Here is a 19,383-nt window from a genome sequence, read left to right on the forward strand (position 1 = left end):
CAAATACGAAACAGAACTTCTCGTCAGTGAACTTATAGTCAATTTATCGCGTTCCTTTCTGCACCGCATTCGGGCGCAATGCCCTCCTCATGCACCACGATCAATCCAGCGCGCTGTCCGATTGCCACGTCTGGGTTAGGGAAGAGAAGGTAGGCCCTGTCGTGCTCGACGTACCAACGCCGCGAGCCGTCCACCGCAATGAGCGCGCCCGGTGCCAGTGGTTTGAAGTCTCCACTTCATCGTCAAGATGGAAACGGAAGGCATCGCTGAGTTTGATCAGACTGCTGGCCGCCCGCATTCGCGGCGGTAAAGCAAGGTCAGGATGGGTGGCCATCTCACGAGCTTCGCTTAACGCCGTAATTGCTTGCTCGAACGCCGCAGTGTCCAAACCGGTATTTGCGCCGAAAGGGCGTGCCTTTCCAAGCTCCAGGGTGAAACTCTCCACGTCAGGGATTTGGGAAGTGAATGCTGAAAATGTGTGACCTGGACGCTCATGACTCAGCACCGCCTGCATACCGGCTACTGCCAATCGCAGGTATTCAGCGTCCGGCAGAGAGCGGTCTGGTTGCCAGGGGTAAAGCGCGAATTTTTCGAAACGCGAGCGGCGGATCGCGGTATGTAGGTCGTAATGCAGTCCGGCGGTTGCACCTTCAAAGAAAGCGCTTGCCAAGCGTTCCAATCGAGCAGCTCGCCTGCCCTCCAAGCCTGGGCTTTGCAGATGTGCACCATTGAACAGGCGGTTCATGTCCTGCTCGACATATCGGGTTCCCGCGCGTAATGCCGCAGGATTTCCCAGCATCAACATCAGCGAATGACGCGGAACAATTTCGCCCGCTACGATCCTGCGCAGCCAACGGTCCAGCAACTCCACAGGCGCCGTTTCATTGCCATGCACACCAGCCGATAGCAACAGGTGCCACGTGCCGGGCAGCGGGGGATCGACTCGTAGCACGCCTTCGGCCACCCAGCGCAGCACTACGCCATTATCCAGCGGCTGGCGGGTGATCGCAGGCAACTCGTTCGACAGGGTGATCGGCAACAGCTCACCCAGGCTCACAACTGCACCCCCGGCGCCAACACCGCTGGTAGCGTCAGTTGATCAGCCGCGAGTGAGGCAACTGGCCACGCACAATAATCTGCGGCGTACCACGCACTGGGGCGGTGGTTGCCAGAGGCGCCCACACCACCAAACGGCGCACTGCTGGAAGCACCGGTCAACGGCTTGTTCCAGTTCACGATGCCCGCTTGGCTCAACACGCTGAAGCGCTCGAACGACGCTGGTGAATCCGAAATCATCCCCGCAGCCAAACCGAACCGAGTGTTGTTGGCTTCCTTGATGGCACTGTCCAGGTCGCTGTACCGAATGACCTGCAACAACGGCCCAAAGAACTCTTCGTCCGGTCGCTCGGCAAGACTTGTGACATCGACGATCCCAGGGGTCAGTAAGGCCGATTGCGCATCGGGTTGCGTCATAGGCAACAACACCTTTGCGCCGTGTTCACGCAACCCCAGTTGCGCCCGGAGCAACTGATGGGCGGCCGCTAGCGAAATCACAGTTCCCATGAACGGCGCCGGTTGCTCATCGAACGCACCAATGCGCGCGCTCCGGGCAACCTCAACCAATCGCTGTAAAAGCCGTTCACCCCATTCTCCCTGTGGCACCAGTAAACGTCGGGCACAAGTGCAACGCTGACCGGCGGAAATGAATGCGGACTGGATGATGGTGTACACCGCAGCGTCCAGATCAGTCACCGGCTCGACTATCAACGGGTTGTTGCCCCCCATCTCAAGCGCCAGCAAACATTCAGGACGGCCTGCGAACTGTCGATGCAAGGCTGCCCCGGTGACACTTGAACCGGTGAAGAACAGACCATCGATGGCTTGATTGGCCAGAGCGATACCGGTCTCACGTCCGCCCTGCAACAGATTCAACACGCCCTTGGGCAGCCCGGCCTGTATCCAGCAGTGCATGGTGAGTTCGGCAATCCGGGGCGTAAGCTCACTGGGCTTGAACACTACGGTATTGCCTGCCAGCAACGCCGGAACGATATGACCGTTAGGTAAATGACCAGGAAAATTGTAGGGGCCAAACACCGCGATAACACCATGAGGTCGGTGACGCAGTGAGACGCTTGCATCGGTCATTTCAGTATGGCGCTCGCCGGCTCGCTCGGCTTGGCTTCGGATCGATATCTCGACCTTGGCCACCATGCTCGCAACTTCGGTGTGGGCCTCCCACAGCGGCTTTCCAGTTTCTTCACCGATGGCGATGGCAAGCGACTCGGCATTGCGTTCCAGTACTTGGGCAAACTGCCGGACATACCCGGCGCGCTCAAGATTGGTCAAGCACGCCCAGCCTTCGAATGCCTCACGAGCGGCGGCTACACTCTGATTTGCCTGGAGCTCGTCCGCTTCCTGGCCTCGCCACAATGATGCTTGATCCAGCGGGTTAACAGAGCTGAAGGACTGCCCTTGGCCCGAGCACCATTGGCCATTGATGTAATGTGTGGTCATGACAGGTGTTCCCTCAAATGGGCGTGCGATGAAGACACACTTAATGGCACGGCACGCACTTGTGCACCGGCATCGAGTTTCAGGCGCCTAGCAGTGGTCGCGCTGACCACTAAGCTGCCCGCCGCGAGACGTGCAGGGGCGCAGGTGATCCTGCAATCAGCCAAACTGCGATTGAAGATCAAGTAGTCCTCGCCGTTATCCGGAGTGCCGACCGAGAGAACCAGAGTCTGACTATCCCGAACGGCGCGAATCTGCGAGGTTTCGCATTCGATCACAGCACCGCCATCGAAAATGTCGACGTATCCGCGATGACTGAACCCTTCGCCCTGCAACAGGCGTAAAGCCGCTTCCGTGTGACAATGCACCTTGCCTATCACCGCCCGTGAAGCCTCCGGCAACAAAGGCGTGTACAACGGAAAGCGCGGCATCAGCTCCGCAATGAACGCTTTGTTGCCAATGCCGGTCAGGTAGTCGGCCTCCGCGAACGGCATCTTGAAAAAATGCCTGCCCAACCCCTCCCAAAAAGGCGAGCGCCCTTCCTCATCGGACACCCCGCGCATCTCGGCAATGATCCGCTCACTGAACAGATGGGCGAACTCGGCGAGAAACAGAAACCGGGATTTCGAAAGTAACTTGCCATTGGTGCTGACACGTTTATCGGCGCGCAGGAACAGCGAGCACACCTCCGAAAGGCCGCATAGGTCGTTCACCAGAAACAGCGTGGGGATTGGCCGATAGATGCCCAGTTTTGGTGAAGCGCTGAGCGTCATGCCGACCCGGTAGTTGTACCAGGGCTCACGCAGCCCGACGGCCCCGGCGAGACCGGTAATACCCAGCACCTGGTCATCATCATCCACCATGACAAACAGGTAGTCCGCATCGGCGCGCTCCACCGCTCCGGCGAACGTTTTTTCCGCCCAGCCGACACGGTGGGCCAGGCGCTCCAGGTCAGCAGGCAAGGTGGTCAATCCGGAACCTGCACTGCGCGCCAGCTCCAGCAGTGAGGGCAAGTCATCTTGACGAACGGGACGTACGATCATGCTGTTCTCCTACAACCTTGCCAGGCGCACGTGGTCGCCTTCGTTTAGCTGCAACGCAGCGGCTTCGACCGCGCTGATCGCCAATGGACGTCCGGCTAGCCAGTTGCTGCGGACGATCACTGCGCGATAACCCGCCAACCGCTGATTACTCACTAGCCAAGCCGGCGCAGTGGGCATGGAGATATGACTGGTTATACGCAACGGCACGACATGGCTGTCATACACGCTGCGTACCTGAGCCGTGTTGGCTTCCAGGGTCGGCCCGGCGTCGTAGACGTCAACGTAGCGCTCGCTCTCGAAGCCTTCGCGCAACAAGATGTCGTAAGGTCGTTTGGCGCCGGCATGTACCTGCCCAATTACCCCCTGCGCTTGCTCCGACAACAACGACACATAAATCGGGTAATGCGCCAGCAGCTCGGCGAAATAGGTGCGATTGGTGGAAGCGTCCAGCGCCTCAGCTTGGGCGTAGGGCATGCCGTAGAAGTGTTGGCCAAGAGCATCCCAAAACGGCGAATGCCCGTCCTCATCGGTATGACCCACCATTTCGGCTACTAATCGTGAAGAGAACCGGCGGCGATGTGCAGCAATGAACAGCAAGCGGGCTCGGGACATAAGCTGTGAGGCTGGCCCCTCGCGCAAGGCTGACGTCACATGAAAGCCCTTGAGCAAGCTGTTACCACCAAGGTCGTGGCACAGCGACAAGGCGTGCACCTTGTGCTTGATCCCCAGCGATGGCGACGCATGTACGAACACATCGTGACGGAAACTGTAAAACGGCTGGCTGAAACCGCAATTGGCCTGAACTCCGGCACATCCGAGCAATTGGCCACTGACCCCATCCTCCAGCACGAACAGGTAATCTTCCTCACTGGGATAGTCCACTTCACTGGCGAACGATGCCTCGGAACGATGTAACCGCTGCTCGAGCCTTGCTTGATCATCCGGTAATGATGTCACCCCGACCAAGCTCTGCTGTGCCAGACGATGAAGCCTATCCAAATCAGCAAGTCGGGCTGGGCGAACGATCCATTGACTCATGCCCGAGCCTCTCTGATCTTGCTCAATGCACGATCCAGCCGAAATAGACCCTCGTCGATGTCTGCAGAGTCGATCACCAGACTCGGTGCGAACCGCAACACATCAGGCCCAGCCTGGAGCAACAGCACACCCTCCTCGGCAGCTGCCGTGACGATAACCTTGGCCAGCCCTTTCCAGTTGTCGAGCAAGGGGCAGCCGATCAACAGACCCAGCCCGCGCGCAGGCCCGAACATGCCGTGCTTGAGCGCAAGTGCGTCGAGCCGGTCGACGAACGCGGCACGACGCTGCATAACACCCTGGCGCACCTCATCGGTATCGACTACCGACAGCACCGCCTCCGCCACCGCGCACGCCAGCGGATTGCCGCCGTAAGTGGTGCCATGGGTGCCAGGAGGAAAATGCGCGGCGAGTTCGGCACGCGTGAGCATGGCCCCCACTGGAAAGCCACCGCCCAGGCCCTTGGCGCTGGTCAGGATGTCCGGCGTCACGCCGTAATGCTGATAGGCGTAAAGCTCACCGACGCGCCCTACCCCGGTCTGCACCTCGTCAAAAACCAACAAGGCGCCGTGTTCGTCGCAAATGTCCCTGGCGCCTTGCAGGTATTCACGGTCAGCGGGTATCACCCCGCCTTCGCCCTGCACTGGCTCAAGCACGACCGCACAGGTGCTGCCGGAAACCGCCGTTCTCAGGGCATCGAGGTCGTTGAACGGCACGTGACGAATGCCCTCGATGGCGGGGCCGAAGCCCTGCGAATATTTGGGCTGCCCGCCGACGCTGACGGTAAACAATGAACGCCCGTGAAAGCTGCCGTGGGCCGCGACAATCTCGTACCGCCCAGCACCGCCACGATCAAAAGCCACCCGGCGCGCCAGCTTGAATGCTGCCTCGTTGGCTTCCGCCCCCGAGTTGCAGAAGAACACTCGCTCGGCAAACGTCGCCTCCGTCAAACGGCGGGCCAGGCGTAGCGCAGGCTCGTTGGTGTACGCATTGGAGACATGCCACATCTCGCCGACCTGTTTGCGCAACGCCTCGACCAGCACCGGGTGGCAATGGCCCAACACGTTGACAGCGATGCCTCCGGTGTAGTCGATACGCTCGCGCCCTTCACTGTCCCAAACACGCGAACCTTCGGCTCGCACCAAGACAAAGGGGGCCGGGGCATAGGTGGGCACCATCAACCGGTCAAAATCCGCGCGAACGCTCATAACTGCACCTCGTTATGTGGGAGAAAGATTTCCGCCAGCATGCAACGGGCGCTGCCCCCTCCTACCCGCTCAATGGTGTCGATGGCGACTACCAAGGGGGACACATGAAGTTCAATGCAAGTGCGCTGCTCTGGAGAAAGTGAACGCCAGGCGCTGCGCGACATGATCAGCAAGGCGTCGCCTTGATCGTTGTGTACCTGCAGCATGTTGCCGGCGAAACGCTCCAACTGATCAAGGCTCAGATCCAGCACGTGTTTGCCGCAGTCCTGCAAAGTGCGCAGCAGATTCTGTCGTTGCTTCGGATCGGCAACACTGGCTAAACAAACCAGCGCCAAGGCACTGCCAACGCTCATCATCACGTTGGTGTGATAGATCGGAACGCCCTGTCGGTCGACTGCATCGAATGCCACCACGCGGTATCCCATCTGCTCGGCGAACTCATCGAGCAAGGCATCGTGGGTGCGAATCGAACGGCACGCATATGCGATTCGAGCCACACGATCCAGCACCAGACTGCCAGTACCTTCGAGGAAACGCTGTTGTTGCTCATTTGCCGTCAGATCCAGCGTGGTGTGGATGGCGAACGCACAAAGCGCTGGCACAATCCCCTTACTCCGCTCCAGCCGGCGGTTCTCACCTTGCATCGGATACAGCACCAGCGTGCCATCCGGGTGGGTACTGAAGCCGTTATTGGGGAAGATCGAGTCGGGGGTATGCGGAACTTCCGTGTCCTGCACCACCAGCACCCGAACCCCTTGATCACGCAGCGCTGCCACGTAGCCGTCGAACTCGTTTAAGGCTAGAACTCTTACCTGGACGGGATCCAGGTCATCGTGCTGAAAAGGATTGTTGCCTGCAGTGTCCGCATTGAATGCGAAGCAGGCTGGACGAACCATGAGGACGGTCGAGGTGGTTTGCATGTCTCATCATCGGTGGCAAACAGATGATGAAATTCTGGGGCATCACCCCGGATCGAATGCGGTGTTTGCCCCCCTTTCGCCGACCGGATCGGTTGACTTTCTCCATTGTGACGGCCGATTCAGCCGCACCAGCCCCGAGTGGCCTCCCTCCAGCAGGTGAACATAAAACGAGAACAGATGGACTTCATATCAGATGTGGTAATCAAGCTGCTTGCGCATCGTATTGGCGTTTTGCTGAGCTTGCTGACCGGCGGCCGCTTCAAGGGAGAGAGCGGTTTCGCATGGGGCCTGGCAGTCGCCATCGGGGCTTGGTATTGCTCGCCTCTCTCGCAGCTGCCATAGCGTGGCTCATCTACCTCAAAGGTCGATAGGGAGCGTCAGTAATGGGTCGAAAGCGGTCTAGTCGGCAAGCAGGCTGCCACGCAGAAAGCCAGTTCAAACTGGCATCCCAACTCAAAAGTATGCGTCTCGAACTAGCTCCTCACGCGCCCTCACGGCGGGGGTAGCCAGCCAGAGTAAGCAGCGCATCTAAAGAGGCATCCAGTCCTATGACGACTTCGAGGCCGATAGTCTGGCAACTCCAGGGCACATCTTGTGCATGGGCACTGATGCTGAGCTGCTCAGTATCCGGCCAAGGACCTTCGGCCCGCCGTCCCACTCGACACCTTGGATGACGCAATGCGCTGCCTGATCGGGCTAATGCACCGAATCCGTTCGTCTTGACTGTTGACCAGATCACAACGGTAGACGCATCCGCACCCCAAGGTCGGTCTGGAGAACACCTTGAATTTCACCGCCTTCAGATACTTCAACGAAGTCGTACAATCCAAAGCGATCCGCCGCGCCGCCGACCGTTTGCACGTCACACCTTCCGCCGTCAGCCGACAAATCGCCCTGCTTGAACATGAACTGGGCACGCCACTGCTGGAACGCACCAATACGGGTGTGGAATTGACTGCCGCAGGCGTCATGTTGGAGCGTTACACCCGAACCCTGTTTCGCGACCTGGAGCGTGTACGCGAAGGCATCGCCGCGTTTCGCTCTCTGGATCAGGGCGAGGTGAAAATCCATGCGATGGAAGGTGTACTGTCGAGCTTCCTCCCTGAAACGATCGCGGCCTTTCTTCAACTGCACCCACGCATCGATTTTCAGGTCACTACGTGCTCCAGCGACCTCATCGTCGAGGCGCTGATCCGCGATGAAACCGACATTGGCATCATCTACAACCCAGAGCTGCGCTTTGAGATCAGTGTGGTGGCTGAACGCAGGGAGCCCGTGGTTTGCCTGGTCGCCGAGCACGATGAGCTGGCCTGCGAACCCGTGGTGACCATGCAGCAACTGTGCAAAAGGCCGCTCGCTCTCCCTCGCCCAAGCTTCGGTTTACGTCAGTTGTTCGACCGTACCCCGGAGGCTCGTCAACTCAAGCCACGCATCATCGTCGAAGCCAACAATCTGGACATTCTCCGGGCCACAGCGGTACTCGGCGCCTGCGTGACGATCGGTCCGGAGATCTCGGCACGGCGAGAGATCGACGCCGGATTGCTCAAGGCGATTCCCATCGACCTCGACGCGTTCAGAAACGTGCGCTCGGCGGTCTGCGTGCACCAGGAGAGGGTGCCGAGCTACGCCACCAACGCTTTTCTCAAGTTTCTCAAGAGCCGTTTCCCGCTAGGTCACCCGGCGTGAGGGTGTTCGAATTTGGGCAACATGGCATGCAGCAATCGCAGTTACGTACCGCCCTATTCCCCGTGCAATAAATAGTCATCCGCGAAGATTACCCATCTGACATTCGCGACAAAACCGACCAGGGGAAGCGAGATGCCGAGCATGTTTACCAATGGAATCCAGACCCACTACCAGGTTCAAGGCAGTGGACCCGCGCTGGTTTTCGTCTCCGGACTTGGCGGCGCCGGCGGCTATTGGGCACCTCAGGTCGAACTGTTTGCCAAGCACTTCACCGTCGTGACCTACGACCAACGCGGCGCCGGCAAATCTGACCACCCGGACGAACCGTACAGCATCAAGACGCTGGCCGATGACCTTCAGGCGTTGATCGAAGGGCTGGAACTAGACCGCCCCGTGCTGATCGGCCATTCCACCGGGGGTGCGATCGGCCAGCTACTGGGCGCCCGTGAACCTCAGCTGCTGGCTGGCATGGTGCTATACGCCAGCTGGTCGAAATCCGATGCGCATTTCAATTGGTGTTTCCGGATGCGCCGGACGCTGCTGGAAGGCACCTCGCTGGATGAGTACGTTCACGGCAGCGCGCTGTTTCTGTATCCGCCTGAGCACATCCGTGACCACGCAGAGTCGCTCTCTCCCGGCTTGCTGGCGTCGGTCGCCAACTTCCCGGCTCGGGAAATCGTCCTGCGTCGCATCGACGCGATCATGGCCCATGACGCCACGGCTCAGCTGTCGATGATCCGCATCCCGACCCTGGTGGTCTGCGCCGAGGACGACATTCTCACGCCGCCCTATCAGTCCCGCCTACTGGCCGAGTCCATCGCCAGTGCCGAGCTGCGCATCGTGCCCAAGGGCGGCCACAGTTTTTCGGAAACCGAGACCGCGACGTTCAACGGCCTCGTCTCCGAGTTTTTATCTCGCATCGGTCTCCTGAAAACCGAAGCCTCAGTCCTCTGATTCAAGGAGTTCATCATGCCCGGCAACGACAGCAAAAGCGTGGAGTTCGGTGTTTTTCTGCCCGTTGGTAACGGCGGCTGGATCACCTCCACCACCAGCCCGCAGCTTCCTGCGACCTACGACTACAACAAGCAAGTCACGATTCTGGCCGAAGCGCTGGGGTTTGATTTCGCGTTATCCATGGCCAAGTGGCGCGGCTACGGCGGCCCTTCGCAACACTGGGACATCACCCTGGAAAGCATGACCACCATGGCCGGTCTCGCCGAAGCCACCAGCCGCATCGGCGTGTGGGGCACGGTGCACACCATGGTGTTTCACCCAGCCGTCGTGGCCAAGATGGCGGCGGTGCTCGATCAGATTTCCAACGGGCGTTTTGGCCTGAACATCGTGTCCGGCTCAAACCCCACCGACCAGGGCCAGATGGGTTTGTGGAAAGACCTCGACCATTCCGAGCGCTATGAAATGGCTGAAGAGTGGCTGACCGTGCTCAAGCGCCTGTGGACCGAGGACCGTGTCGATCACAAAGGCAAGCACTACGAACTGACCGACTGCATGTCCAACCCGAAACCCGTCACACCGCCGCCGATCATCTGCGCGGGTGCGTCAGACCGTGGCTTCCTGTTCACCATGCAGCACTGCACCGGCAGCTTCATGCTGGGCTCCGATCACGATGACTTCATAAAGACCGGTCTGCGGGCCAAGGAACTAGCGACCCAACAAGGCAAGACGGATTTCAAGACCTATGGTCTGTTCACCATCGTGCCCGGCGCCACCGACGCCGAAGCCCGCGAACGCGTCGCCCTTTACGACTCGGGCGTAGACACCATCGCGCTGGACAACCAGACCCGCGAATACTCCGGTGACAAGAGCTTCAAGCAGAACACCATGGCCCAGCGGTTCGTCTCCCAGGGCGAACAACGCAACTCCATGACCCGCGCCGCCCTCGTCGGCTCGCCGGAAACCATCGGCAACAAGCTCGCCGAAATCATCAAGGGCGCGCAGCTCGATGGCGTGACGGTGATCGTTCCCGACTTCATCGACGACCTGAAAGTCGTAGGCACCGAGGTGCTGGAAGTGCTCGAACTCAACGGCGTGCAGACCAACGCACGCGCCCACCAAAAGGCGGAGCGCTGATGAAGATCGGTCCCTGCAACCCCAAAGGCCTCAAGCAGCAGACCTACTACAACCATGCGGTGGTGCGGGCCGGACAACCGGTGTTTCTGACCGGCCAGGTGGCCTGGGACGCTGACGGCAACGTGGTCGGCAAAGGCGACATCGACACCCAGGCGAAGAAGATCTGGGAAAACATCGGCCTGGCTCTCGCTGCATTCGGGGTCGGCCCGGAAGTGGTGGTCAAGCTCAACACCTATGCGTTGTCTCGGGAAACCATCCCGGCGTTGCATCGCGCCCGTTCGGCGTTCTTCGAAGGTTACGACCTGCCCGCCAGCACCTTCGTCGTGGTGGCCGGGCTTGCCGATGCAGACCTGCTCGCCGAAATCGACGTGACCCTGATTCTGCCGCAGGACTGAACAGATTCTTCAAGCCAGCCCCTTTGCCAATCGTCGCGGTGCGACCAGGAGTTTCGACATGAACGTTCATCAAATCTTAGCGATCGCGGCCACCACCACGCTGGGCTTGAGCTCATTAGCGAATGCAGCCGACGCCCCGCGCGTGGCCGCGTTGTTCACTCAGACAGTCACTCAAGGTACATGGGATAGCGCGGGTTACGCGGGCTTCAAGGCAATGGCCGACAAAGACGGCTTCAAGCCCAGCTACCTGGAAAACACCTCCTACGAAGCCGCGCCCGCAGCACTGCGGCAACTGGCCTCCGATGGCGTGAAACTCATCGTCGCGCACTCGTCGGGCTACTCGGCCGCGATCAAGGAAGTGGCGCCTTCCTACCCGAATACCCAGTTCGTGCTCTATTCCTATGAAGGTTCCACCGCCAACCTGCCCAACTACTCGGCGTGGTCGGTGGACTGGGACGAATACGGTTTCGTGCTCGGTGCGCTGGCGGCAGCGGCCAGTAAATCGGGGCACATCGCAGTCATCTCTGGCGAGCCGATTCCCTCGGCTGAACGCACCATTGAGTTCATCAAAAAGGGCGCGGCGTACGTCAATCCCAAGGTGCAGGTGGATTCAGCCTACGTCGGCTCGTTCGTTGACGTCGCACGGGCCAAAGAGATTGCCACCGGCCTAATCGCTCGCGGTGCCGACTTCGTGATTCCTTCCGCCGACACCGCCGACGCTGGGGTGCAGCAGGCCGCCGACGAAGAAGGCGTCCTGACCATCGGCTCCTACGGCGACCAGTCGAAGGCGTATCCCAACTCGGTCATGACCTCCACAGTTATGAACTTCAGAAAATCCTACGCCGACATCGGCGAGGACTACGCAGCGGGCAAGCTTGGCAACCGCATCGTCACCGAAAACCTGGCTTCCAACGGCTGGGGGCTGGTCATGCCGTTTACCCACGTTGATTCCAATGTTCAAGCCAAGGTCACGAAAGTCATGGACGACTTGAAGGCCGGCAACATCAAGATTGAAGAGTGACGAACATGCCAGTCCCGATCATTCAGCTCGATCACGTTTCCAAACGCTACCCCAATGGCTTTCTCGCCCTGGAGAACGTGTCGCTCGCCCTTCACACGGGTGACATCCACGCCCTGCTGGGTGAAAACGGGGCCGGCAAATCAACGCTTATGAACATTCTCTACGGCGTGCATGAGCCCACCGAAGGCGGCGTGCTGATGGAGGGCCGCGAGGTCGTCCACCGGCGCCCCGCTGATGCCATCGCCAACGGGATCGGTATGGTCCACCAGCACTTCAAGCTGGTCATGCCCTTCACCGTGACCGAAAACCTGGCTTTGGTCGCCAAGGGCGCCAAGCGCAGTGCGTTTCGCCGTCACACCGACGCTCGCGCCTTTATGGAACGTTTCGGCATCGATCTGGACCCAGCCGCCGTGGTCGGGCAATTGCCGTTGGCCTTGCAGCAGCGGGTCGAGATCCTCAAGGCGCTGGTCAACGAAACGCGCGTGCTGTTGCTCGACGAACCGTCGACCATCCTGACGCCTGCCGAAATCGATAATTTGTACTTCACGCTGCGCCGTATTTGTGATCAAGGCACCGCCGTGGCCGTGGTCACCCATAACGTCGACGAGGTGCTGGCCAATACTGATCGCTACACCGTGCTCAAGCGTGGCCGTACCAACGGCACTGGCCTGATCGCTGAAACGAACTCGGCGCAGCTGGTCGAACGCATCGTCGGGCATGCCGTGTCCAACGCGGCCCGGATCGGCGCAGAGCGCACGCCCGGCACTGAATGCCTGGCATTGCGTGACGTGTCGCTACGTCCTTCGAGCGGCTCGCCGGGCCTGCATCAGATCGACCTGACCTTGCGTGCAGGCGAAGTCGTCGGGGTGGCAGGTGTCGAAGGCAATGGCCAGACCGAGCTGTTCGATCTGCTGGCCGGGCAGCGTCAGCCGGACAGCGGCTCGCTCAAGCACAGCACTCAGGACATCAGCGTGGCGCTGGTGCCCCAGGATCGCCACCACGAAGGCCTGTCGCTCGACCTGTCGGTGGCTCAGAACCTGCTCTACCCACGCATCATGGCAGGCGAATTCCGTCGCGGCGGGCTGCTTGATCATGGCGCCGTTGGCGAACAGGCCAAGGTGATGATCGATGTCTCCGACATTCGCACGCACTCCCACGCCACCCCAGCGCGCTCGCTATCGGGGGGCAATCAGCAAAAGATCGTGCTGGCCCGCGCGTTGGATCAGGCGGCGTCCGTCGTCGTGGTGTATCAGCCAACGCGAGGCCTCGATGTGGCCGCCGCCGAAGCGGTTCTGACGCGCTTGGCGCAAGCCGCCGACAACGGCACCTGCGTGGTGGTCATCTCCTCGAACATCGAAGAACTGATCCGCGTTTCAGACCGCATTCTGGTGGTCAACGGCGGGCGAATGACCGGTGAAGTCAAAGGCGCCGAAATGTCCGTCAAAGCTATCGGCCCGTTGATGACTCTCGGTCGGCAATCCCATTCAAGTGCACTGGAGACGGCCGATGCCTGAGCCCACCCAACAAATGGCGGCGCTGCGCCTGTTACTGGCGAAACTCAGCGTTCCCCTTTCGCTGCGGGTCACCCTCGGCGCGTTCGCAGGTTCGCTGATCCTGGGCTTGGTCTTGATCGCGATGCTTGGTTTTCCGGTGCTGTCAGCGATGCGCGTGGCCGTGGAAGGGGCGTTCGGCGATGCGCGGGCCATGGCTGACACGCTGGTGTTCATGACGCCAAGGCTGCTGGTCGCCCTCGGTGCCTTGATCGCCATTCGTGGCGGCTTGTTCAACCTTGGGGGTGAAGGCCAGCTACAGATGGGGGCCATCGGCGCGATGCTGCCCTTCCTGGCGTTTGGCGATATCGGTCCGCTGCTGATGCCGCTGGCGATTCTTAGTGGCGCACTGTGCGGTGCGTTGTGGGGGTTGATCCCGGCCGTGCTGAAACTGTGGCGCGGCGCCGACGAGATCATCGTCACGCTGTTAATGAACTTCATCGCCATCTACTTCGTGAAGTATTTGGTTCAGGGTCCGATGCGCCCTGTGGGGTCGACCTTCAACATGTCGGCACAACTGCCACGGGAAGGCATCTTTGTGCCGCTGATCGACGGCACTCGCCTGCATCTGGGCGTGATTCTGGCGGTGGTCATCGCCCTCGCGATTTGGGTCCTGCTGCAACACACCGCGTTCGGCCTGAAGCTACGCGCCAGCGGCCAAAGCCCCGGTTTCGTGCGCTTGCAAGGCCAGTCGGCGGGCCGGGTGGCGCTGTCGAGCATGGCGCTGTCTGGCGCCATCGGCGGGCTGGCCGGTGCTTTCGAAGTGCTGGGCGTGCAGTACCGTCTGATCGACGGTTTCTCTTCGGGGCTCGGTTTCGAAGGGCTGGCCGTCGCCTTCCTCGCAGGCCTGGAACCGTTCGGTGCAGTGGTCGTGTCGCTGTACTTCGGCGCGATCAACAGCGCCGCCCTGGCCTTGCAAAGTTCGCTGTCGATCCCCGCGGCGCTGGCCGACGTGCTCAGCGGCTTGCCGATCCTTCTTCTGGCCGTGATCAGCGGCGTCATGCTCATCAAAGGAAAGCCTGTATGGACCTCAACTCGGTAACGATCGCGCTGTTTCTGGCCGCAGGTGTTCGCATGAGTGTGCCGGTCTTGCTCGCGGCACTGGGCGAACTGGTGTCAGAACGCGCGGGGGTTTTCACCATCGGCCTTGAAGGTTTGATGCTGTTCGGCGCCGTTGCGTCAGCGGTGGGACTGGCCATGACTGGCTCTCCTGTCGCGGCGCTGGCCATCGGCATGCTCGGCGGGACTCTCGCGGCGGTGGTGCTGGCATTGGGCACCGTGCTGGCCCGAGCCAACCAGATCGTGATGGGCATCGGTTTCAACCTGCTGGCCATGGGCGTCACGTCGCTGATCCGTCAACTGGTACTGGGCGATACGCCCCCGGCAGGGTCGCTGCGCTCAGTGACGATGATGAAGCTGCCGTGGCTTTCGGATCTGCCGGTGGTGGGCCGTGCGTTGTTTTCTCAAAGCCCGGTGTTCTATGCCGCGGTTCTGCTGGCTGTGGCGCTGTGGCTGATGTTTCGCTTCTCTCGATTGGGCCTATTGCTACGCGCGGCGGGCGAAAACGCCTCGGCCCTCGACGCTGCCGGACAGCCCGTTTTGCGGCTGCGTTTCGGCGCGGCACTGTTCACCGGAATGCTGGCCGGTCTGGGCGGCGCCTACCTGTGCATCATCGCGTCGGGCGGTACGTTCATCGACGACATGACCGCCGGACGCGGCTATCTGGCCATCGCGATTAGCATCTTCGCCCGCTGGCTGCCACTGCGCACGCTGCTGGTGGCGTTTGCCCTGGGCCTGCTGGAAGCCCTGCAATTTCAGGGGCAATACCTCGGCATTCAGATTGCCACCCCATTGTTGATGGCCACGCCCTTCGTGGTCGCCCTCGTCGCGTGGGTCGTCATGGGGCGCGTAGGCGCTGCACCGGGTGATCTGGGCAAACCGTTTTTACGCGGCGCCGGACATTGATCCACGGCCATCGCTGAACCCATTCAACCCACGTTTTGACACATCAATCAGGAGTGACACATGAACCAAGCAATCAACCCTGAAGGCTGGATCATCGGCAAAACCGCCACCGGCCTCAATCATCTCAACTGGGGCATCAAGGCCGGCAACCATGTGTATGTCGCAGGCATGCTGTCCACCGATCCGGTTGACGGCAGCCTGGTAGGCGAAGGCGATATCGAAGTGCAGACCCGCCGCGTGCTCGACAGCATCAAGGTGGTGCTGGAGTCCGCTGGCAGCAGCATGGATCACGTCACCATGAACCAGATTTTCCTTCGCAATCTGGACGACTACCACGCCTTCAACGAGATCTACGTCACCTACTTCCCGAAGCTGCTGCCCGCCCGTTTCTGCGTGAAGCTGGAAATGGTGAAGCCGGAATTCTTGGTCGAGATCGCCAGCACGGCAGTCATCCCGTCCTGAGTAGCGCGTGAGGGCTGGGGCAAAGCTCGCGGCCCTTTGGGCGACCTGCATCTGTGTTTGTAAGTGAGGGTGTTTGACATGCAATACCGCTATTTGGGCCGCAGTGGCCTCAAGGTTTCCGAACTGTGCCTGGGCACCATGATGTTCGGTGGTGCCACCGATGAAGCGACCTCGCAGCGGATCATCGCCAGCGCGGCTGATCACGGGGTCAACTTCATCGACACCGCTGACATGTACAACAAAGGCGAATCGGAACGTACCGTTGGCCGCGCCATCGCCCATCAGCGTGATCGCTGGGTGTTGGCCAGCAAAGTCGGCAACCCAATGGGCGAGTTGCCGAATCAGAGCGGCATATCGCGCAAGTGGATTCGTGAGGCGACCCATGGCTCGCTCAAGCGCCTGGGCACCGATTTCATCGACATTCTATACATGCACAAAGCGGATTTCGGCGCACCGCTCGAAGAGATGGTGCTGGCCTTCGCCGATCTGATTCGCGAAGGCAAGATTGGCTATTTCGCAGTCTCCAACTTCAAGGCTTGGCGCCTGGCGGAAACCGTGCGATTGGCCCGTGAAGCCGGCATTTGCGGCCCGGTCGCCTCACAGCCGCTGTACAACCTGGTCAACCGCGAAGCCGAGGTCGAAATCCTGCCAGCGGCAGCGCACTACGGTGTCGGCACCGTCTGCTACAGCCCTCTGGCACGGGGCATTCTCACCGGCAAATATCGCGAAGGGGCCGCCCCCGAGGCCGACAGTCGCATCGCCCGCGCCGACCCGCGCATGCTCGAAGCCGAGTGGCGCCCCGAATCGCTGGCTGTCGCAGCGAAACTGGTGGCCTATGCCGAGCAGACCGGGCGCAAGCCTGCGCATCTGGCCCAGACCTGGGTCATGCGCAACGCCCATATCACCAGCACGTTGGTAGGCCCCAGAACGTTTGAGCAATGGGACGACGCGCTCGCCGCGATGGCCTGCCCGTGGACGCAGGAAGACGAGCGCTTCTGTGACGCACTGGTGTCCCCCGGTAAGAGTTCGACCTTGGGCCCGGTGGACCCGCACCACCCCATCGAAGGCCGCATCGCGCGTCTGTAACCGACACATTGAAAACGGGCCGCCACCCTCGGCCCGTCGATTTCCAGAGGATGAACATGAAACCTGCATTGGCCGACGACGCCCTGCGCCTGCTGTTTACCGAGGCGCGCACCCACAACGGCTGGACCGACGAACCAGTGCTGGATGTCGTTTTGCATCGCCTGTACGACCTGTTGAAAATGGCCCCGACCTCGGCTAACTGCTCCCCCGGCCGATTTGTATTCCTGCGCACTGCCGAAGCGAAACAACGCCTGGCGCCAGCGCTATCGAAGGGCAATCTGGAGAAAACCATGACCGCCCCGGTCACGGTGATTGCCGCCTGGGACACCGCGTTTTTCAACCACCTGCCGACATTGTTTCCTCACGCCGACGCCAAAAGCTGGTTCACCCACAGCCCCCAGGCCGCGCACGACACCGCGTTTCGCAATGCGTCGTTGCAGAGCGCCTATCTGATCATCGCAGCCCGGGCGCTGGGGCTGGATGCAGGCGCCTTGTCGGGGTTCGACGCGAAGCGGGTTAACGAGGCATTTTTCAGTGATTCCACCTGGACAGTGAACTTCATCATCAACCTGGGCCATGGTGACTCAACCCGACTGTACGACCGCTTGCCGCGCTTGGACTTCGACCAAGCCTGCACCCTGCTCTGACCCTTTTCGAACCCGGTATCCGATCATGCACACCTCACTTGCCGCCACCCGCAACATCACTCCCAAGGCCGATCACGTCATGCTCAGCAAAACCGATTTCCGTCATGCCATGTCGCGCCTGGGTGCGGCAGTGAACATCATCACCACCGACGGCCCGGCAGGCCGTGCAGGGTTCACAGCATCTGCCGTGTGCAGCGTGACCGATGAGCCGCCTACCCTATTGGTTTGCCTCAACCGCAGCGCCTCCGTCTACCAGACGTTCAAGGGCAACGGCGTACTGTGCGTGAACGTCCTCGGCGCGGGCCATCAGGACATTTCCAACCTGTTCGGCGGCAAGACGCCCATGGATGAGCGCTTTGCGGCAGGCGATTGGTCGATGGGGGCCTCGGGAAGCCCGCTTCTAGATGACGCCAGCGTGTCGTTCGATTGCCGCCTGAGCCAGATCACCGAAGTGGGGACCCACGACATCCTGATCTGCGAGATCATGTCGATCACCGTCAGCGAGCAGGCACGTGGCCTGATTTACTTCAACCGGCAGTATCACGAGCTTTCAGTGGGGTGAGATGAGTGTGAGTAGACTTGTGGCTGCGCATAGGTTTAACGAACAGTGAGAGGGAATGAGCGGCTACTTTCGTCCAAGAGCAGTCGTTAGGGCATAACAATAAAACCCATGCGGGATACGAGAGCAGATGGACTTCATATCAGATGTTGTAATCAATTTGCTCGCGCATCGTATTGGCGTTCTGGCGCTGAGCTTGCTGACCCGCGGTCGCTTCAAGGGAGAGAGCGGGTTCGGGTGGGGCTTGGCAGTCGCCATCGGAGGCTTGGTATTGCTCGCTCCTCTCGCAGCTGCCATAGCGTGGCTCATCTACCTCGGCGGTCGATAAGGAGCGTCTGCAACGGGTCGGTAGCTGCCTCAGGATTTCGTGCCAGGGTCTCGGACTGCGCTGAGCACTTATACGCCGTTAACTTTCTCCATCCTCAACGAGTCGCCTGGAACACGTTCATGCGTTCGAGAACGTCCTGGGGATTTGGGTGATAAGGTCCCTGCTGCCCGTGCTAAGAAGGCGATTTCACCGATCAATCTTCAGGCAGTTTGGGAGAACCGACTTTTCAACAGAATTGGCCGGAAGCGGCCTTCCGCAAAGGGCCGCTTCCGGCAGGTTGGCTCTTCCAACGGCCTCAACGCGTGGCAATACCATTCAGGAACAGCCCCACCAAATGAGCGACACGTGATTTCGGCGAGCCGTCCTGTTCAACCGCGAGGGAGATCGCGGTCGCCACGCACACCAGGTCGGCGAAGCTCACGTCTTGACGCAAAGCCCCTGACTCCTGCGCACGACGAAGCAGGCGCATGCCTTCCTGGCTCGTCGCATGGCAGCCGGGCGTGCCTGCCTGTAGAACCGTTCCCAGCGACGTGGCGAGCCCGCGATAAATGTTCGTGTGCATGACCAGTTCTTCAAGATAGATATGTACCGAACCCGCAGGATCCAGCTCGGCATCGCGGGAAAGGCTCGCCTTTGCCAATGACAGGAAACGCTCGCTGTACATTGCCGCCAAAAGCGCTTCACGGGTTGGAAATCGCCGATAGAGGGTTCCAATGCCCACGCCTGCACATTTTGCTACGTCATCCAGCGAGGCCCCTGCGCCCCGCTCCAGAAAGACCTCTTCAGCTGCAATCAGGATACGTTCACGGTTTCGCTGTGCATCCGCGCGCAATGGGTTTTCGCTAGTCAAAGTTTTTTCTCGATGTTACTTGCTAAGTG

Annotated in this window: 19 protein-coding genes and 1 pseudogene; 12 read left to right on the plus strand and 8 right to left on the minus strand. The window is 60.4% G+C overall.

What is annotated here, in order from left to right; all coding sequences use genetic code 11:
* Window positions 1-38: 38 nt before the first annotated feature.
* The 7 genes and pseudogenes from CE491_RS31460 to ctlX form a co-directional block, all read right to left on the minus strand.
* The gene (locus CE491_RS31460) at window positions 39-194 is read right to left on the minus strand and encodes a succinylglutamate desuccinylase/aspartoacylase domain-containing protein (RefSeq protein ID WP_456107152.1); all 156 of its coding nucleotides are present in this window, start codon (window positions 192-194) and stop codon (window positions 39-41) included.
* 83 nt (window positions 195-277) lie between these two features.
* Window positions 278-1,057: pseudogene (locus tag CE491_RS16115) on the minus strand (succinylglutamate desuccinylase); the annotation flags it as partial.
* Window positions 1,054-2,514 carry a succinylglutamate-semialdehyde dehydrogenase gene (astD, locus tag CE491_RS16120; RefSeq protein ID WP_110949321.1) on the minus strand — a complete coding sequence of 487 codons (1,461 nt, stop codon included), beginning with the start codon at window positions 2,512-2,514 and terminating at the stop codon, window positions 1,054-1,056. The gene astD and the pseudogene CE491_RS16115, both read right to left, overlap by 4 nt.
* Window positions 2,511-3,554, minus strand: coding sequence for an arginine N-succinyltransferase (gene astA / locus CE491_RS16125; protein WP_110949322.1), 1,044 nt, complete (start codon window positions 3,552-3,554; stop codon window positions 2,511-2,513). Before astA ends, astD begins: the two co-directional genes overlap by 4 nt.
* A 9-nt stretch (window positions 3,555-3,563) precedes the next feature.
* Window positions 3,564-4,592: an arginine N-succinyltransferase gene (locus CE491_RS16130; RefSeq protein WP_110949323.1), complete on the minus strand. Its 1,029-nt coding sequence runs from the start codon at window positions 4,590-4,592 to the stop codon at window positions 3,564-3,566.
* A complete protein-coding gene (gene astC / locus CE491_RS16135; protein ID WP_110949324.1) occupies window positions 4,589-5,797 on the minus strand; it encodes an acetylornithine/succinylornithine family transaminase in 1,209 nt (402 codons plus the stop codon). Before astC ends, CE491_RS16130 begins: the two co-directional genes overlap by 4 nt.
* Complete coding sequence (gene ctlX / locus CE491_RS16140; RefSeq protein WP_110949325.1) at window positions 5,794-6,717, minus strand: citrulline utilization hydrolase CtlX; 924 nt, start codon at window positions 6,715-6,717, stop codon at window positions 5,794-5,796. Before ctlX ends, astC begins: the two co-directional genes overlap by 4 nt.
* A 783-nt stretch (window positions 6,718-7,500) precedes the next feature.
* Between ctlX and CE491_RS16150 the strand changes: the two genes are divergently transcribed.
* The 12 genes from CE491_RS16150 to rutF all read left to right on the plus strand — a co-directional run bounded on the left by CE491_RS16150 (window position 7,501) and on the right by rutF (window position 18,179).
* Window positions 7,501-8,403 (plus strand): LysR family transcriptional regulator, encoded by a 903-nt coding sequence (locus CE491_RS16150; RefSeq protein WP_110949326.1) that lies wholly within the window; start codon window positions 7,501-7,503, stop codon window positions 8,401-8,403.
* A 141-nt stretch (window positions 8,404-8,544) separates the two neighbouring features.
* Window positions 8,545-9,357, plus strand: coding sequence for an alpha/beta fold hydrolase (locus tag CE491_RS16155; RefSeq protein WP_199885134.1), 813 nt, complete (start codon window positions 8,545-8,547; stop codon window positions 9,355-9,357).
* Window positions 9,358-9,372: 15 nt separating this feature from the next.
* Entirely contained in the window at window positions 9,373-10,491 is a 1,119-nt protein-coding gene (locus tag CE491_RS16160; RefSeq protein ID WP_110949328.1) for an LLM class flavin-dependent oxidoreductase, read from the plus strand.
* A complete protein-coding gene (locus CE491_RS16165; protein ID WP_110949329.1) occupies window positions 10,491-10,886 on the plus strand; it encodes a RidA family protein in 396 nt (131 codons plus the stop codon). The genes CE491_RS16160 and CE491_RS16165 overlap by 1 nt, the downstream gene beginning before the upstream one ends.
* Before the next feature lie 58 nt (window positions 10,887-10,944).
* Window positions 10,945-11,907, plus strand: a complete 963-nt coding sequence (locus CE491_RS16170; protein WP_110949330.1) for a BMP family protein — start codon at window positions 10,945-10,947, stop codon at window positions 11,905-11,907.
* 5 nt (window positions 11,908-11,912) lie between these two features.
* Window positions 11,913-13,421, plus strand: coding sequence for an ABC transporter ATP-binding protein (locus CE491_RS16175; protein WP_110949331.1), 1,509 nt, complete (start codon window positions 11,913-11,915; stop codon window positions 13,419-13,421).
* Window positions 13,414-14,499 (plus strand): ABC transporter permease, encoded by a 1,086-nt coding sequence (locus CE491_RS16180; RefSeq protein WP_110949332.1) that lies wholly within the window; start codon window positions 13,414-13,416, stop codon window positions 14,497-14,499. Before CE491_RS16175 ends, CE491_RS16180 begins: the two co-directional genes overlap by 8 nt.
* Window positions 14,481-15,422 (plus strand): ABC transporter permease, encoded by a 942-nt coding sequence (locus CE491_RS16185; protein WP_110949333.1) that lies wholly within the window; start codon window positions 14,481-14,483, stop codon window positions 15,420-15,422. Before CE491_RS16180 ends, CE491_RS16185 begins: the two co-directional genes overlap by 19 nt.
* 60 nt (window positions 15,423-15,482) lie before the next feature.
* Window positions 15,483-15,884, plus strand: coding sequence for a Rid family hydrolase (locus CE491_RS16190; protein WP_110949334.1), 402 nt, complete (start codon window positions 15,483-15,485; stop codon window positions 15,882-15,884).
* Window positions 15,885-15,962: 78 nt separating this feature from the next.
* Window positions 15,963-16,970 carry an aldo/keto reductase gene (locus CE491_RS16195; RefSeq protein ID WP_110949335.1) on the plus strand — a complete coding sequence of 336 codons (1,008 nt, stop codon included), beginning with the start codon at window positions 15,963-15,965 and terminating at the stop codon, window positions 16,968-16,970.
* 56 nt (window positions 16,971-17,026) lie between these two features.
* Window positions 17,027-17,617 carry a malonic semialdehyde reductase gene (locus tag CE491_RS16200; RefSeq protein ID WP_110949336.1) on the plus strand — a complete coding sequence of 197 codons (591 nt, stop codon included), beginning with the start codon at window positions 17,027-17,029 and terminating at the stop codon, window positions 17,615-17,617.
* Window positions 17,618-17,696: 79 nt separating this feature from the next.
* The gene (rutF, locus tag CE491_RS16205) at window positions 17,697-18,179 is read left to right on the plus strand and encodes an NADH-dependent FMN reductase RutF (protein WP_234407617.1); all 483 of its coding nucleotides are present in this window, start codon (window positions 17,697-17,699) and stop codon (window positions 18,177-18,179) included.
* Between the two features lie 620 nt (window positions 18,180-18,799).
* On the opposite strand, the gene CE491_RS16215 is transcribed toward rutF, so the two are convergent.
* On the minus strand, window positions 18,800-19,354 hold the full coding sequence (locus CE491_RS16215; RefSeq protein ID WP_110949339.1) for a TetR/AcrR family transcriptional regulator: 555 nt from the start codon (window positions 19,352-19,354) through the stop codon (window positions 18,800-18,802).
* Window positions 19,355-19,383: the final 29 nt, after the last annotated feature.

It is taken from the genome of Pseudomonas bohemica, assembly GCF_002934685.1.
Lineage (GTDB): Bacteria > Pseudomonadota > Gammaproteobacteria > Pseudomonadales > Pseudomonadaceae > Aquipseudomonas > Aquipseudomonas bohemica.